The organism is Corynebacterium sp. USCH3 (genome assembly GCF_037619475.1).
Lineage (GTDB): Bacteria > Actinomycetota > Actinomycetes > Mycobacteriales > Mycobacteriaceae > Corynebacterium.
On the sequence record NZ_JAQPZT010000004.1, the window covers coordinates 29621 to 45927 of the forward strand.

The 16307-nt window shown below is 68.9% G+C and carries 13 protein-coding genes and 1 pseudogene; 6 read left to right on the forward strand and 8 right to left on the reverse strand.

Translation table 11 applies throughout. The annotated features are described in order from the left end of the window. Nucleotides 1-347: 347 nt before the first annotated feature. From PQI66_RS09265 to PQI66_RS09275, 3 genes are all read right to left on the reverse strand, one after another. The gene (locus PQI66_RS09265; protein WP_339997752.1) at nucleotides 348-1340 is read right to left on the reverse strand and encodes an NADPH:quinone oxidoreductase family protein; all 993 of its coding nucleotides are present in this window, start codon (nucleotides 1338-1340) and stop codon (nucleotides 348-350) included. Further along, entirely contained in the window at nucleotides 1337-2161 is an 825-nt protein-coding gene (locus PQI66_RS09270; protein WP_339997754.1) for an SDR family NAD(P)-dependent oxidoreductase, read from the reverse strand. The genes PQI66_RS09265 and PQI66_RS09270 overlap by 4 nt, the downstream gene beginning before the upstream one ends. A gap of 162 nt (nucleotides 2162-2323) precedes the next feature. After that, on the reverse strand, nucleotides 2324-2764 hold the full coding sequence (locus tag PQI66_RS09275; protein ID WP_339997757.1) for a VOC family protein: 441 nt from the start codon (nucleotides 2762-2764) through the stop codon (nucleotides 2324-2326). Between the two features lie 105 nt (nucleotides 2765-2869). Between PQI66_RS09275 and PQI66_RS09280 the strand changes: the two genes are divergently transcribed. Beyond that, nucleotides 2870-4594, forward strand: coding sequence for a long-chain-fatty-acid--CoA ligase (locus PQI66_RS09280; protein WP_339997759.1), 1725 nt, complete (start codon nucleotides 2870-2872; stop codon nucleotides 4592-4594). Between the two features lie 138 nt (nucleotides 4595-4732). On the opposite strand, the gene PQI66_RS09285 is transcribed toward PQI66_RS09280, so the two are convergent. Then, the gene (locus PQI66_RS09285) at nucleotides 4733-6475 is read right to left on the reverse strand and encodes an ABC transporter ATP-binding protein (protein WP_339997761.1); all 1743 of its coding nucleotides are present in this window, start codon (nucleotides 6473-6475) and stop codon (nucleotides 4733-4735) included. After that, on the reverse strand, nucleotides 6472-8166 hold the full coding sequence (locus PQI66_RS09290) for an ABC transporter ATP-binding protein (protein ID WP_339997766.1): 1695 nt from the start codon (nucleotides 8164-8166) through the stop codon (nucleotides 6472-6474). The genes PQI66_RS09285 and PQI66_RS09290 overlap by 4 nt, the downstream gene beginning before the upstream one ends. A gap of 206 nt (nucleotides 8167-8372) precedes the next feature. Between PQI66_RS09290 and PQI66_RS09295 the strand changes: the two genes are divergently transcribed. After that, nucleotides 8373-9368 (forward strand): ABC transporter substrate-binding protein, encoded by a 996-nt coding sequence (locus tag PQI66_RS09295; RefSeq protein WP_339997767.1) that lies wholly within the window; start codon nucleotides 8373-8375, stop codon nucleotides 9366-9368. An 89-nt stretch (nucleotides 9369-9457) separates the two neighbouring features. Here PQI66_RS09295 and PQI66_RS09300 read toward each other — a convergent pair whose 3' ends face one another. Continuing rightward, a complete protein-coding gene (locus PQI66_RS09300; protein ID WP_339997770.1) occupies nucleotides 9458-10465 on the reverse strand; it encodes an ABC transporter substrate-binding protein in 1008 nt (335 codons plus the stop codon). Nucleotides 10466-10745: 280 nt separating this feature from the next. On the opposite strand from PQI66_RS09300, the pseudogene PQI66_RS09305 reads away from it, so the two are divergent. The 4 genes and pseudogenes from PQI66_RS09305 to PQI66_RS09320 form a co-directional block, all read left to right on the forward strand. Continuing rightward, nucleotides 10746-10985: pseudogene (locus PQI66_RS09305) on the forward strand (siderophore-interacting protein); the annotation flags it as partial. A gap of 164 nt (nucleotides 10986-11149) precedes the next feature. After that, nucleotides 11150-11560: an SIP domain-containing protein gene (locus PQI66_RS09310; RefSeq protein ID WP_339997772.1), complete on the forward strand. Its 411-nt coding sequence runs from the start codon at nucleotides 11150-11152 to the stop codon at nucleotides 11558-11560. Next, a complete protein-coding gene (locus tag PQI66_RS09315; RefSeq protein WP_339997774.1) occupies nucleotides 11557-12363 on the forward strand; it encodes a helix-turn-helix domain-containing protein in 807 nt (268 codons plus the stop codon). The genes PQI66_RS09310 and PQI66_RS09315 overlap by 4 nt, the downstream gene beginning before the upstream one ends. Before the next feature lie 66 nt (nucleotides 12364-12429). Further along, complete coding sequence (locus PQI66_RS09320) at nucleotides 12430-13359, forward strand: NAD-dependent epimerase/dehydratase family protein (RefSeq protein ID WP_339997776.1); 930 nt, start codon at nucleotides 12430-12432, stop codon at nucleotides 13357-13359. Between the two features lie 40 nt (nucleotides 13360-13399). Here PQI66_RS09320 and PQI66_RS09325 read toward each other — a convergent pair whose 3' ends face one another. Beyond that, entirely contained in the window at nucleotides 13400-15196 is a 1797-nt protein-coding gene (locus tag PQI66_RS09325) for an acyl-CoA dehydrogenase (protein ID WP_339997778.1), read from the reverse strand. 213 nt (nucleotides 15197-15409) lie between these two features. Next, on the reverse strand, nucleotides 15410-16240 hold the full coding sequence (locus PQI66_RS09330; protein ID WP_339997780.1) for an SDR family NAD(P)-dependent oxidoreductase: 831 nt from the start codon (nucleotides 16238-16240) through the stop codon (nucleotides 15410-15412). Nucleotides 16241-16307 lie beyond the last annotated feature (67 nt).

Here is a 16307-nt window from a genome sequence, read left to right on the forward strand (position 1 = left end):
TCCGCACGGTGGACGGGCCCAGATTTGACGCCGCATTCGTTCCGGCGAGCAGGCCTGCACCGAGAAGGATCGTGTTCCAGTGCCAGCTGAGGAACGCGCCGTCGGGCATCGCCAGGCTGCAACCGATCATCATGAGGTTGCCCAGGAGCAGTCGGGGCGGGGATGCCCATCCGGCCGAAGGCCCCTGAGACCTGCGCTTCTCGGGTCCTGCGGATCCGGTCAGCAGGAGGACGACATCGCCCCACAGTCCGCCGCGCGCCAGGCCCTGGATGAGACGTAAACGAAATCTTCCGACGGATACGGCAAGGACGCCCTGCCGGCGACAGGGCGTCCTTCTTCTGACGTGTTCACGCCTGATAGACCACACGTCCGACCGTGGCGCCGTCCGCCAGACGCTGCAGTCCGTCCGGTACCTCGTCGAAGCTGAGGTGCTCGCTGACCAGTGGCGCGACCTTCCCCTCGTCGGCCAGGGTCGTCAGTTCCTCGTGGCAGTGGCGCACCGCATCGGGGTCGAACTTGTTGTACAGGCCCCAGTGCAGGCCCAGGATCGAGTAGTTCTTGATCAGGGCGTGGTTCAGCGCCACCTCCTGGATCTCACCGCCGGCGAAGCCGATCACCACGATGCGCCCCTCGAAGGCGATGCACTTGGTGGAACGGCGGTAGGTGTCCCCACCGACCGGGTCGAAGACGACGTCGGCGCCGCGACCGCCGGTCTCCTCCTTCACCACCGCCACGAAGTCCTCGGAGTGGCGGTCGACCACGACGTCCGCACCCAGCTGACGGGCGATCTCCGCCTTGTCCGGGCCGCCGACCACGCCGATGACGCGTGCGCCGGCAGCTTTGCCGATCTGGATCGCCGCACTGCCCACACCGCCGGCCGCGGCGTGGACGAGCAGTGTCTCGCCGACCTGCAGCTGTGTACGACGGTGCAGTGCGAACCACGCCGTCTGGTAGCCGATGAATAGCGATGCGGCCTGGCCGTCTTCAAGCGACGCGGGCGCGGGGAAACACGTGGCGGCGCCGAGCACGGCATATTCGGCGAAACCACCGTGGGGGAGTTCGGACGTGCCGTATACCCGGTCGCCGACAGTGACGCCCTTAACGCCCTCGCCGCCCTCACCGACGGCGGTGACGTCACCGCACAGCTCCACCCCCGGGGTGAACGGCAGATCGGGCCGGACCTGGTACTTCCCCCGGCACATCAGGACGTCGGGGAAGTTGGACGCCGTGGCACGCGTCCTGACCACCACCTGCCCGGGGCCGGGCTCCGGGATGTCCTTCTCGACGGCGGTGAGAACCTGGGAGGGCTCACCGAGCTCGGAAACCTGCCATGCCTTCATTTCTGCTCCTTGTCTTCGACGCCTTCGAGGTCTTCGACGGTCCGGGCGATCCTGTTCATGCCGTTGAGCCACCGGTCCGGTGCGGTGGCTCGCTTCGTGTAGTAGTCGGCGACCTCCGGGTGGGGGAGGATGTAGAAGTCGTCGCCCTGGAGTGCCTCCAGGACGGTGTCGGCCACCTGTTCCGGGGTCAGCGCGGTGTCTTTCCCGAGCAGCTCCTGGTACGGCCCGGCGCCGGCCAGCATGCTGGTCTGCACGCCCTGGGGGCACACCGCCTGGACCACGACTCCCCGGTGGCGGTAGGTGGCCGAGAGCCACTCGGCGAAGGCCACCGCACCGTGCTTGGTCGCCGAGTAGGCGGGTGCCCCCAGCATCGTCAGCAGGCCTGCCGCCGAGGCGGTCACCACGAAGCGCCCGCGGCCCCGTTCCACCCAGCCGGGCACCAGCAGTCGTGCGGCCCGGACATGGGCCATCATGTTGACCTGGATCGACGTGTCCCAGTCGGCCTCGGCCGCATCGAGACCGCGACCGCGGTCGACCCCGGCGTTGGCGAACCACGCGTCGATGTCGCCGTAGGTGTCGCGGGCGCGTTCCACGAGGGAGGCGACGCCCTCCTCGGAGGAGGCGTCCCCGACAGCGGCCACGGCCTCGCCCCCGTCGGCGGTGATCGACGCGACGGTCCGGGCGGCCCCGGCCTCATCGAGGTCCGAGACGACGACCCTGCCGCCGCGCCGGGCGAGGGCACGGGCCAGTGCCGCGCCGATACCGTTGCCCGCGCCGGTGACGACGACCGTCGCCCCGTCCGGATCGAATATGTCTGTCATCCGGTTCTCATCTCCATGGTGTCAGTGGTGTGTGGTGGTGCACTCGAATGAGTTCCACTGTGCACTGTGATCTGGGTCATGGCAACTGTCAAAGCCATTTTACCAGCGCTGATACCACGGAGTACTGCTGTTGGACGGGGTCAGACCAGGGTCAGACCAGGGTCAGGACGGGTCGCCGGCGGCACCTTCCGCCGCGATGTTCACCATCCACGACATGCCGAACTTGTCACGGACCTGTCCGAAGTGGTCACCCCACATCTGCTTCTCCAGGGGCAGGACGACGGTGCCGCCGTCGGACAGCCCGGCGAACCAGCCGGCGATCTTGTCGTATTCGTCGGCGTCGCCGCCGATGCAGAGGTCGACCGGAGGGGCGTCGAACTCACGCGGGTCGGTGTCGGCGGTGTCGCATGCCATGAACGTCCAGCCGTCCGGGGTCTCCAGGTGGCCGTGCATCAGCAGGGATTCACGTTCGGGGGTGTCGGCCGCGCCGGCCTGGCCGAAGGTGAGGGTGTCCGCTTTCCCGCCGAAGACCTCGGCGTAGAACGCCAGGGCCTCGGCGGCGGTGTTCCGGAACTTCAGGTAGGGGTTGAGCCAGGTGGACATGGTGGTGACCTTTCGGTGGTGGTATCTGCGCCGCGGGCACCGGGGTGCCGTGGATGCCGTGAGTGCAGAAGGGTGACCTATCTTACAGGCGTATCCTGAGACACCATGAGTGACAGCACGAGTGACAGCACGAGCAATCGGACCTGGCAGCAGTACTACCCCGAATGGACCAGCCCCGAGCTGGAGTACGACGGCGCCGACGCGCGCACCCTCGCCGCCGTCTTCGACCATGCGGTGAGGACGTGGCCGGACCGTCCGGCGATGACGTTCTTCGGTGCCACGCTGACCTACGCCGACTACGGGCGCGAAGTCCGCAAGGCCGCCTCGATGCTGCACAACCGTGGCGTCCGGAAGGGCGACCGGGTCGCGATCGCCCTGCCGAACTGTCCGCAGGCGCTGATCAGCTTCTACGCGGTGCTCTCCCTCGGGGCGACGGCCACGCTGCACAATCCGCTGTACACCGCCCGTGAGCTGTCGGTGGCGTTCAAGGACCACGGGGCGAAGGTCGGCATCTTCTGGGACAAGGCCGTCGAGGTCGCCCGTGAACTGCGCACCGTCGCCCCGCTCGAGCAGATCATCCCGGTCACCGTCACCCGGGCGATGCCGGTGTACCTGCGTGCCGCACTGAAACTCCCGGTGAAGCCGGTCAAGGCCATGCGCGACAAACTGCAGGGCAGCACCGACGGACTCACCGAATGGTCCGACCTGGTCAAGGACGCCTCCGAATCCGAGGGGCGGGCGCTCATCGAGACCGCGGAGGTCACCCCGTCCGATCCCGCGATTGTGCTCTACACCTCGGGCACCACCGGCACCCCGAAGGGCGCGGCGCTGTCCCACGCCAACCTGTGCGCCAACATCATCCAGGGCGTCGCCTGGGTCCCGGGACTGGGGAAGGGGGAGGAACCGGAGCGGATGCTCGCCGCGCTGCCGATCTTCCACGCCTACGGGTTGACGATGAACATCACCCTCGCCCCGCTGATCGGCGGGACCGTCCTGCTGCTGCCGGCGCCGGAGAAACCCCTGCTGGCCTCGGCGATGAAGAAGCAGAAGCCGACCTGGGTCCCGGGAGTGCCTGCCCTCTACCAGACGATCATGGACATCGCGGAGAAGCAGAAGATCGACATCTCCGGGGTCAAGGCCAGTTTCTCCGGCGCCTCGGGTCTGCCGGTGGAGCTCGTGAAGCGCTGGGAGAACATGACCGGCGGCCTGCTCGTCGAGGGTTACGGGCTCACGGAGACCTCGCCGATCGTCATCGGCAACCCGATGAGCACCGACCGCCGTCCCGGCTACGTGGGCATCCCCTTCCCCGACACCGACGTCCGTGTCGTCGACCAGGACGACCCGTCCCGTGAACTGCCCGACGGGGAGGCCGGTGAGCTGGTGGTGAAGGGCCCGCAGGTCTTCGGCGGCTACCTGAACCGTCCGGACGCCAACGAGAAGGCCTTTGTCGACGGGTGGTTCCGCACCGGTGACATGGCGGTGAAGGAGACGGACGGATTCGTGAAGATTGTCTCGCGCATCAAGGAGATGATCGTCACCGGCGGGTTCAACGTCTACCCCGCGGAGGTGGAGGAGGTGCTCACCGAGCATCCGTCGATCGCGCAGGCCAGTGTCGTGGGGCTGCCGCGGGAGGACGGCTCGGAGACCGTCGCCGCCGGTGTCGTGCTGGAGGACGGGGCACGGCTGGACGAGGATGTGCTCAAGGAACACTGCCGGGACGGACTGGCCCGCTACAAGGTTCCCCGGGTGTTCCAGGTCTTCGACGAGCTGCCCGCCGACCAGCTGGGGAAGGTGCGTCGCGTGGAGGTCCGGGAGCAGATGCTGGGGTAGCCAGGGAGGGGCAGGGGCCGGGGTCTGCTCCGCATCCGCCCCGCATCCGTCCCGCACCGGCCCCGCACCGGCCCCTGCATCCTGGGACGACCACGTGGGGGCGGTTCTACCGGTCAGATCCGCCCTCACGTGGTTGTCTCAGCGTGACGAGGCCCGCCAGGCGTCCCACAGTCGCGCATAGCGTCCGCCCGAGGCGACGAGATCATCGTGGGTACCCGATTCAGCGATCCGTCCGGAGTCCAGCACCACCACGAGGTCACCGGTCCGTATCTGGGACAGCTGGTGCGCGACGATCACGGACGTCCGGCCTGCGGTGACAGTCCCCGTGACAGTCCCGGTCCCGGTGTCGGGGTCTCCGACGGTCCCCGTGTAGGCGGTGGCTTCGTCGAGGACCACCACCGGCGGATCGAGCAGCAGGATCCTGGCCAACGCGAGCTGCTGGACCGCTGATTCGTCGAGGCGACCGTCGTGGTCGAGGTCCAGCAGTTCGCCGCCTGCACACACCCGGGTCAGGGCGGCGAGGAGGTCACCGTCCGTGGCGTCCGGCGTCGCGAGCCGCAGGTTGTCGGCGACGGTCCCGGAGAACTGGTGGATCTCCTGGGTGACCAGGGCGACCGCCGGGGTTCCGGACGGGGCGGCGGCCACGTGCGCGTCGACCCCGCCGATGCGGACGGTGCCCGTGTCCGGCCGCAGGGTCCCCGCGATCAGCCGGGCCAGTGTTGATTTCCCGGATCCGGAGGCACCGACCAGGACCACACGTCGGCCGGCGGGCACCGTCAGGTTGACGTGCCCGAGGGTGGGACGCACGGACCCGGGGTAGCGGAAGGACAGTCCCTCGATGGCGAGGTCCGCGTCCTGGACGGTCTGCGACGGCCCGGTGTCCCGCTCCGCCTGGAGGACGCCGACGAGGCGTGCCAGTCCGACCTCGGCGCGTTGCAGGTCGTCGATGCTGGCCAGCAGGACACTCACCGGGGCGAAGATCCGCTGGAAGAACAGTGCGCCGGTGGTCGCCGCACCGACGGACAGCATCCCGGCGTCCACCCGCCAGAAGCCGACCGCGAGGATCGCGGCGAGACCGAGGAACTCGGCGGTGTTCAGTCCTCCGTTGAAGACGTTGCGGACCTTCGTCGCCGTTCGCCCGATCTCCACCGAGGCGAGACTGCGCTCGGCGATGAGCGTCAGACGGGTCTCGTCCTGTGCGTGGGCACGGACGGTGGCGGCGCCGTTCACGGTCTCGATGAGGGCCTGGCCGCGCTCGGCGTCCATACGTTGCTGGCGCACGTACAGGGGTCGTGACCGGCGCAGGAACACCACCCCGGAGAGGATCTGCACGGGGAGGGCCACCAGTGCGGCGAGGGCGAGCCACGGGTCCAGCACGGCGACCCCCAGGGCGGTGACGGCCAGGGTGAACAGTGCCTGCGTGGTGCGGGGGAGGACCTCGGTGACGGCGCCGGTGACGGACTCGACGTCCCCGGTCACGCGGGAGACGACGTCGGAGCTGCCCGACGTCTCCACGTCACCGACCTCGAGGTTGACCGCCGCGTCGAACACTTTCTCCCGGAGGTCGGCCAGCGTGGTCTGCAGGGCGGTGACCAGCAGGCGACCTCCCCAGAGGATCAGCACTGCGGCGAGGCCGCCGGACACGACGATGGCCCCGCCGGTCAGGCACAGGCGGGGGAGGCCGTGGCCGGCGATGACGTCGTCGACGACGCGTCCCTGCAGGGCAGGTACGGCGAGGGCGGTGCCGGAGCCGAGGGCGAACAGGACGACCACGGCGGTGAGCGTCCGGAGTCGGGGGCGCAGCAGGGTGAGGACGACGCGTCCGGTGTCGCGGACGGACGCCTCGGGAAGTCGTCGGTCCCGGGTGCCGGTGGGGCTCACGGCTCCACCACCTCGTCGCAGAGTTCGAGCAGGGCGTGGTCCGTGGTGACGACCACGACGGCCCGCCCGGGGGAGGGCCCGTACGAGGTGGTGAGCCGGGCGAGACCTGCCGCCACCTCGCGCGAGGTCACCGGGTCCAGGGAGGTCGTCGGTTCGTCCAGGACGAGCACCGGGCCGGCGGTGTGGAGTGCCCGGGCGAGTGTCACACGCTGGCGTTGGCCACCGGAGAGCCGGTGGCCACCCTCCCCGACCGGGGCGTCGACGGACCCGAGATGGTCGATGACGTCGTCGAGCGCCGTCGCGGCCGTGACCGAGGGGTCGAGCGGTGCCGCCGGTGCAGCGCCTGAGGCACCGTCTGGGGGAACCTCGAAGGTGACGTTGTGTCGCAGGGTGCCGCTGAACAGGGTGGAGTCCCGCGGGGGGACGGTGACGGTCCGCCGCCACCGGTCGGGGCCGATGTCCAGGGCGTCGTCCCCGCCGAGTGCGAGTTCCCCGCGGCGCGGCGCGGTGCGGAACCCGAGACGGTCGACCAGGTGCCGGGCCGCGGCGGCGTCCCGCACCCGGACGCCGACGAGACGTCCGGGGGACGCGGTGAGCCGGGCCCCGTCGGGGCTGGTCCAGGTGAGAGTCACCCCGCCAGTCACCTCACCGTGCACCGTGCCCGGGGACAGCCCCGCCGGCAGCAGGAACGGGTCGGCGACCAGTGCGCATAGCCGGGCGGCGGAGGCCCGTTTGTAGGACCAGTTCGCGCCGAAGGTGCCGATGTGGGCCAGCGACCCCTTGAGAAACTGCGCCAGACCGATGACGGTCACGAGTTCACCGGGGGTGATGGTCCCGCCGACGGCCATCCATCCGGCGGCGACGGTGAGCACCGCCAGATAGACCAGGGAGACGATCTCACTCACCGCGTCATAGGTGCGCAGGGACACCGCGGAGGCGACGGCGGTGTCCCGGGAGTGGCGGCTGGCTGCCCGGTACCGTCTGCTGACCTCGTCCTGTGCCCCGAGGCCACTGATGATGCGCAGGCCCGCCATCGCGTCCGCCGCGACGTCGCTGGCCGCGGCGACCGCACGCTGCTCGGTGCGGCCGCGGGCGAACATCGGCCGCGAGAGCCACTGCATGAGGGACAGGACGGCGACGGCGCCGAGCAGGACGCCGACCCCGAGCGGCACGGAGATGACCAGCAGGGCCCCGGCCGCGGTGAGGAGTCCGGCGACGGTGGCCAGTTGCTGCACGATGCTCCAGGACACGCCCGCGACCTGGTACGTGTCGTTGGTGGCGATGGAGAGGAGCTCACCGGTGGGACGGTGTGCATGACGACGCGGGTGGAGGACCCGGCCGACGGAGAGTTGGCGCAGGTCGTGCTCGCCGAGGCCGTAGACCCGCACCATGCCGAGCATCGAGCGTTGGTAGCTCAGCGACATGACCAGGAAGGTTGCCGCCAGGACGCCGAGCCAGACGACCAGGGCCGTCCGGTCGCCGGGCATGATCGCCCGGTCGATGACGGTGCCGATGAGGACCGGGACCGCGGCTTCCCCGATGTCGTGGACGATCAGCCCTCCGGTGCACAGGGCCAGTCGGGTGGCACGGCCGTCACGGGCCAGCGCGAGCCGGAGGATCCGGCCCGTGGTGGGGGAGCCGGAGTTCCCGGAGTCGCCGGGGTCCGTGGGGAGGAGGTGAGTCGGGCGCATGGGTGTTCACGCTAGGGCGGACGACGGGGTCGGGGAGGACGAGTGTCGTCGCGGAACGGACACCGGGACCGCCCGGGCGGGGTCGTGTCCGCTCCGCGGGAGAACATGTCCGTTGCGGGAGGTCGGTACTCGATACCGTCTGGACCTGAACGGCATCGACGCCGCACGTTTCAGCAGACACGTTTCAGCAGACACGAGGAGCAGCCATGAACACAACCACCCTGACGCGCCGGGCGCGCGTCGTGGGACGGAGGATCCTGACCACGGCCGTGGCCGCGGGGGTCGTGGTCGCAGCCGCGGCCTGTGGCACGTCCGACGACGGGCAGGACGGCGACGGTCTCCACACCGTCGACAGCGCCTACGGCGAGGTGGAGGTCCCCCGGGAGCCGGAGCGGGTCGTCGCGGTCTCCTACGACACCCCGTGGCAACTGAAGTCGCTCGGCGTGACTCCGGTCGGTGCCCAGGACTACAGCGACTACGCGCAGGGGTTCACCGACGAGCAGATGGATTTCGTGGAGTCCGCGGAGCCCGTCGGGGCGTTCTTCGACCTGGACATCGAGGCTGTCGCCGCCGCTGACCCGGACGTGATCGTCGGGGACGTGCTCGAGATCGACGAGGACATCCACGCGAAGCTCTCCGAGATCGCCCCCACCGTCATCGTCGAGGGGGAGACCCGGGGCGACTGGAAGGCCATCGTCGCCGACATCGCCGCCGCCGTCGGCGCGGCGGACGCACTGGAGGAGACGAGGGCGACCTACGCGGACCGTCTCGCCGAACTGCAGGACGACTACCGCGACATCCTCGACAGCCACACCTTCGCCTCGATCGGGCCCATGGCGGATTCCGCCAACTTCTACATCAACTACCCGTCGGGCATCCTGGGCGCGGTGTACGAGGAGGTCGGTATGCGTACCGCCCCGTCGGTGCCGGGCGGGGAGTTCCCCAAGGGGTGGGAGGAGTACTCCACGGAGAACATCGACGCACTGCTCGGGGAGGCGGACGTCATCCTGGTCCCGGTGCTCGCGGACGGGACACCCGACCCGATCATGCAGGAGATCATCGACAGCCCCCTGTTCCAGCAGCTGAAGGCCGCGCAGGACGACCACGTGGTCGAGGTCGACGGGCTCGTCACCGACTACGCGTCCGCCACGGCGTACCTCGACGTCGTCGAGGACAGGATCCTCGCCCCGCTGGAGGCCTGACATCATGGGGAACAGGGTATGTGCGCCGTCTCGGCGTGGAGCTTCTGATCAGCGCGGGGCGGTGCCGGCATCCCCCGTGCGCTGAGCTCTCACGAGGTGAGTTGGTCGACGACGTACTCCGCGAAGTTCGCCCCCACCTTGGAGTATCCCGCGCGGTGGTTGTACAGGAGTTGCGGGGTCGTGCCGTCGACGACGGCGGGCAGCCGCTTCCAGAGCGCGTCCTCGGCGACGGGGGAGTCGGGGTTCTGCACCAGGATGACGTCGGCGTCGGCGAGGATGTTGAGGTTCTCCCTGCTGTACAGCTTCAGCGAGCCGTCCGGCTCGCGGGACCCGCTGTCGGTGAGGACGGAGAAACCGAGGTCGGTGAGGACCTCGGGGACGAGGTTCTCGTCCTCGAGGACGAACTGGTCGTCCTGCAGGGCGACGACGGCGACCGTCGCGCCCTCGTAGTCGTCGAGACGGGCCGCACCTTCCTCGACCGTCCGGTGGTAGTCCTCGATGCTTGCCTCGGCGTCCGCCCGTTTGCCCAGCTGCTCCGCCTGGTCCAGCAGCGGGGCCAGCCAGGCGTCGGTGTCGGCGCCGCCGGCCTCATCGGACGTCGTCGCCAGGTCCCCGTCGAGCCCGAGTACCGGGGCGATGCCCTCCAGCCGGTTCTGCTGCTCGTTGTCGTAGGTGTCGAACCAGGCGGCGGTGGTGATGATGAGGTCCGGATCCAGGTCTGCCACGGCTTCGGCATCGGGTGCCGTGGTGTCGAAGGCGTACCTGGTCACCGAGTCAGGGAGGTCGTCGTTGACCACGTTGTCCTCCGCCGATTCGGCGGTGGTCTCGGGGGTCGCGACCAGGTTGAGGCCGGTGATCTCGGCGAACTCGGGGCACAGGCGGGTCTCGATGCACACGACCCGCTGCGGGTCGGCCGGAATCTCGACCTGCCGTCCCGCGTAGTCGAAGGTGACGGTGTCGCCTGTGCTGCGGCCGGCACCGTCTCCGTCGTCGGACGAGCACGCGGTCAGGGCGGCCAGCGAGGTCACGGAGACAGCGCAGAGGCCGGCGAGCACGGGTGTGAACACCGGCCGGGTGGAGCGTCTTTTCAGTGTCATGTCGTTGACGCTAACTGCCCGGGTGGCTGCGTAACGGACAGATTCTGTCTGCTGCGCGACAGTCCCGTCGTCCCGACCGCAGGCACGGGTCACCTACGCACCACCTCCTGTCCGCTGCGCGAAGATCCCGGTATGTAGGGTTGCCTTAGCGAATATGTCGTGAGTGGGGCCGGAGGCCCGTGGCGGACAGGAGGAGACAGATATGGGTGCAGGTGAGGCAGGACACGAGCCGCGGATCCACCGGGCGGAGGTGACGGCCGTGACCCGCGTGGGGAAAGCCATGATCCGGGTCAGCCTTGGTGGAGCGGACATGGTCGACTACCCCACCACGGGTGTCGGGGACGAATGGGTCCGGGTGTTCTTCCCGGACACTCCGGGTGAACCTGTCCGGTTGCCCACGGTGGAGGGGAGGGGCTGGGTCTACGCGGACGGCGTGGAGCCGTCCGAGATGCGGACCTACACCATCCGTGACTGGCGGCCCGGTGAGGTGGACATCGACTTCGTCGTCCACGGTAACGGCGTCGCGACCACATGGGCGACCTCGGTCGGGGTCGGTGGCGAGGTCGGGCTGACGGAACCGGTCGACGTCTACCGGCGCCCCGACGGTGTCACCCGCCAGATCCTCTTCTGCGATGAGCCCGGGCTCCCCGCCGCGTTGCGTCTCTGCGAGACGGCCCGGCGGGCATGTGGTCCACGCTGGTCTGTGAGGTCCGGGGCGAGGGATTCGAGATCACCCCGACCCGCGGGGAGGTCGACTGCGTCTGGTTGTCGGGTACGGGGAACGGTGTCGCCCCCAGCGGCCTGCCCGGTGCGTTGTCTGCGCTGGAGGTCCCGCAGGACGCCGCGGTGTGGGTGGCGACGGAGACCCGTACGTCCCGTACGTTGCGCCGGCAGCTGCGGGAGGAGAAGGGGTTCGCCAGGGCGGCCGCCACCACCATGGGCTACTGGGTGCACGACAAGGAGGGGTGGATCGCCGTCCACGACGCCCTGGGTGAGGACTTCCGGGACACGGTCCAGGCGCTGTACGCCAGCGGCAGAGACGACGACGAGATCGACGAGCTGGTGGACGCGCTCTACGAGGAGAACGGGCTGTGACCGTTGTGGATGCGCCGTCTGACCTCGGTGAGACCCGGAGCGACAGCCTGATTCCCGGCGACTACCTCCTGACGATGCGGGAACTGCGCTACCCCAGTCCGCTGGAGCCGGAGATCTGTTCCGACCGCTTCCACCGGCACACCGGGCACCACGTGGTGTTCTGGGCGATGAGGGGGACCGCCCACGTGGATGTCGACGGCCACCGTCACCACCTTCCGCCCGGGACCGGGGTCTTCGTTCCGGCCGGCGTGGGGCACGTGGCCGACACCAGTGCGTCCACCACGCTCACGGCCGTCTACGTCAGACCGTCGGCGTGGGTGGCACCGGTGGACGGGGTACGGGACGTGGCGGTGAACACCGCGACCAGGGAGATGCTCGTCCTGCTGGCGTACCAGGGGCTGAAGCGCGATCAGCGCTTCCGTGCCCAGCGGCTGTGTCTGGAGTTCATGGCGGAACCGTCACTGCCCGGTCTGGAACTGCCGTTGCCGGACAACCGGCTGATCCAGCCGGTCGCGCAGCACATCCTGGACTGTCCCGATGATTCACGCTCGCTGGAGGACTGGGCGTGGATTCTCAACACCAGCGGACGGACCATCGCGCGTGCCTTCCGTGCGGACACGGGCATGAGTTTCAGTGAGTGGCGGACGGTGGCGCGGATGTCGGCGGCGGTGCCGCTGCTGGCGGACGAGGTTCCCGTCGGGACGGTGTGCCGGAAGGTCGGGTACACCTCCGCCAGTGCATTCAGCACGGCGATGCGGCGGGTCACGGGACGTGGACCCCGGGATTTCCGGCCTGTCCGCTGAGGTGGTTCCGGCCGGCCGGCCGCACCGGTGTTGACGCCGTACACATTGATGTTTACAGTGTCACCCATGCAGACCATTCTCGGAGCCAACGGACAGATCGGAACCGGACTCGCACGCGAGCTCCATGACAACTACACCGCGGACATCAGGCTCGTCAGCCGCCACCCCCGGAAACTGCATGACAGTGACGAGCTGGTGTCCGCCGACCTGATGAACGCCGACGAGACGGACAGGGCCGTCGAGGGCAGCGACATCGTCTACCTCACCGTGGGGCTTCCCCCGGACAGCGCACTCTGGGCCGCGCAACTCCCCACGATGATGAGGAACACCATCGACGCCTGCGAGAAGCACGGTGCCAGGCTCGTCTTCTTCGACAACACCTACATGTACCCGATGACCAGCGTGCCACAGACCGAGGACACCCCGTTCGCACCACGCGGCAGCAAGGGGCGCACCCGGGCCACCATGACCACCATGCTGCTGGAGGCCATGGAACAGGGCCGGGTCGACGCGGTCATCTGCCGCGCCCCGGAGTTCTACGGTCCCGGGAAGACCCAGAGTTTCACCAACACACTGGTGTTCGACGCTGTCGCCGAGGGGAAGAAGGCGCGGGTGCCACTGAGCGCCGACACCCGACGCAGCCTGATCTGGACACCGGACGCCAGCCGGGCCATGGCGCTGATCGGCAACACCGACTCCGCCTACGGTCAGACGTGGCACCTTCCGGTCGACAAGGAACGCATCACGTACAAGGACCTTGTCCGGCTCGCGTCACGGCAGTGGGGGCGCGAGGTCGGCTACTCCGTGGTGCCGAAGGTCGCCTTCGCCGCCGGTCGCCTGTTCAGCAAGAATGTCCGCGAACTCTGGGAACTCCTCCCGCGGTACGCGGTGGACAATGTCTTCGTCACCGACAAGTTCGCCGAGGCCTTCCCGGACTTCCGGGTCACGACCTACGCCGAAGGCGTCGCCGCGATCCACCGGGAGCGGGAGCGGTAGACGGCCGGGACACGTAACAGGGCACGTTCCAGGACACGCTCTAGAACACGCTCTCGTCCAGGTCGGTGAACAGCCGGTCGGGGTGCTCCAGACGGTCGAGGACGGGGTCCACCGTGGGGAGCTCCCGGGTGAAGAAGTACTCCGCCGCGGCCAGTTTTCCGGCGGCCAGGGGCGAGCCCGCGGCTTCTGCGGCATGCGCCATGTCCAGCCAGATCCAGGCCACCACGATATGCCCGGTGACCTCCAGGTAGTCCGTGGCATGGGCGAGTGCGGCGGCCGCGTCGCCGTCCTGCCACAGGATCTCTGTGACGTGGACGAGACGTCGGACGCGGTCGGCGAGCGCGGTGGAGTACTCGGGGAACAGGGCGGCCGTGGTCGACACCGTCTCCATGATGATCTCGGCGAGCAGTGCCAGCCCCGCGCCGTCCTTCATGACGACCTTGCGCCCCAGCAGGTCCTGGCCCTGGATGCCGTGCGTGCCCTCATGGATCGGGTTGAGCCGGTTGTCGCGGTAGAACTGCTCCACGTTGTAGTCACGGGTGTAGCCGGCGCCACCGAGAATCTGGATCGCCAGGTCATTGGCCGCCGGGCCGTACTGGGACGGGAAGCTCTTGACCACCGGGGTCAGCACGTCCAGCAGCAGTTCGAGGCGGGGACGTTCGTCGTCGGGGGCGACGCTGGCGAGGTCCACCAGCTGTGCGGCGTACAGGCACAGTGCCATCGACCCCTCGGCATAGGCCTTCTGCGCCAGGAGCATGCGCCGGACATCGGCATGGTCGATGATCGGCACCTGGGGCTGGGCAGGGTCCTTCGCGCCGACGGGACGCCCCTGCGGGCGGCTGCGTGCGTAGTCCAACGACTCGAGGTACCCCGTCATCGCCAGGGCGGCGGCACCGGTCCCGACGCCGATCCTCGCCTCGTTCATCATGTGGAACATGTACTGCAGCCCACGGTTCTCCTCGCCGACGAGGTAACCCACCGCCCCGGCCGAACCGCCGGGTGTGTGTGCACCCTCGCCGAAGTTCAGCAGGGTGTTGGTGGTCCCGCGGTAGCCCATCTTGTGGTTCAGACCGGCGAGGATCACATCGTTGCGCTCACCTGAGGGCAGGAACTTCGGGACGATGAAGAGGCTGAGGCCCTTGACCCCGTCCTCCACCGGGCCGGTACGGGCGAGGACGAGGTGGATGATGTTGTCCGTCATCTCGTGGTCGCCGCCGGAGATCCACATCTTCGTCCCGGTGATCCGCCAGGCGTCGGCACTGTCGGCACTGTCGGCACTGTCGGCACTGTCGCGCCGGGCGCGGGTCTTCACGTCGGCCAGTGAGGACCCCGCATGGGGTTCGGACAGGCACATCGTCCCGCTGTATCTGCCGGCGAGCTGGGGTTCGGCGTAGGTGCTGATCTGGTCCGGTGTGCCGTGGGCGAGCAGGAGTGCGGCATTGGCCATGGTCAGCATGGGGTAGGCCGCGGTGGCGATGTTGGCCGCCTGCGGCCAGGCGAAACAGGCACGGGAGACGGTGAGCGGAAGGCCCACGCCTCCGTGTTCCTCACTGAAGGAGGCTGCGGTGAGGCCGGAGTCGGCGAAGGCGCGTAATGCGGGGGCGATGGCCTCGTGGGTGTGCACGCCGTCAGCGTCGAAGGTCGGTTCGGCCTGGTCCGAGGCGCGCATGTGCGGCCGGAACCAGGTTTCCGCGAGCTCGCGGGAGGCATCCAACATGGCGTCGAAGGTCTCCCTCGAGTGCTCGGAGAACCTGTCGTGCTCGGTCAGTGACTCGACGTGCAGCCAGTCGTAGAGGAGGAAGGCGAGGTCGTCGCGGGAGAGGATGTCGGCCGTCATACTTCCGATGATAAACCTATCTAACATACTCCCGGGTACTTTCCCTGATGAAGGGGATTCTCTGGCATGTTTCGTCGTATTCTCCGCGCATCGGCGCGGAGGACGCCGCCGCCCGCGCGGCGGAGGAGACGACCACCGTGACACGTGCGACACGGTCGACGACAGGACCGGGCGGACGGTCGACGAGACGGTGTAGGCGTCGAGGGGCCCGGCTCACCCTAGCCCGGTCATCTCCGCGCTGCGTTTCCACAGGCCTTCCGCCAGTACTGCGTCGTGGACCTGGGGGTTCACCTTCCCGGCGATCTTCCCGTCCTCGTAGTACCCGCCGGGGGTGAAGTCCCTGCCCGGGCTGCCGAGGGCGAGCTCCACGAGCAGTCGCGCACTGTCCTCCGGGCTGGTCATCAGCAGCTTCGACACCACGGGGAGGTGGTAGACGAATCGCATCAGACTGGACGTCTCCGAGGCGAAGCTGGTGCTGACCACGCCGGGGTGGAACGCCACTGCGTTGATCTCGTCGCCGAATCTCCGGTCCAGCTCCCGGGTGACGAGGATGTTCTCCAGCTTCGCGTCCCCGTAGGCCTTGTTCGCGGTCCATCTCCGGGTGTTCTCCAGGTCGTCGAGGTCCACCTTGCCGAACAGGCGGGCACCGATGCTGGAGGTCTGGATCACCGTGGCACGGGATTCGCGGAGCCGGTCGAGGAGAAGGTTCGTCAGCAGGAACGGGGCAAGGTGGTTGACCTGGAAGGTCTTGTCGTGACCGTCCTGCGTGGTCTCCCGGGAGAAGATGCCGCCCGCGTTGTTCGCCAGTACGTCGATGCGCGGGTAGGCGTCGAGGAGCGTGGACGCCAGCACCCGGACCTCGTCGAGGTGCTGGAAGTCCGCCAGATGGTGCGGCAGGTCGAGTTCCTCCGCGAGGGCGCGGGTCTTCTCCGGTGACCTGCCCACGAGGACGACGCGGTGACCGGCGTCGGCCAGGTGACGTGCCGCGGCGGCGCCGATGCCGTCGCTGGCGCCGGTGATCACGATGGTTCTGGTGTCGCTCATGCCGTCCACGGTACGCACGGTCGGCAGGAACCCACAGAGGACTCACAGGCGTCCGTCGCGTGCTCGA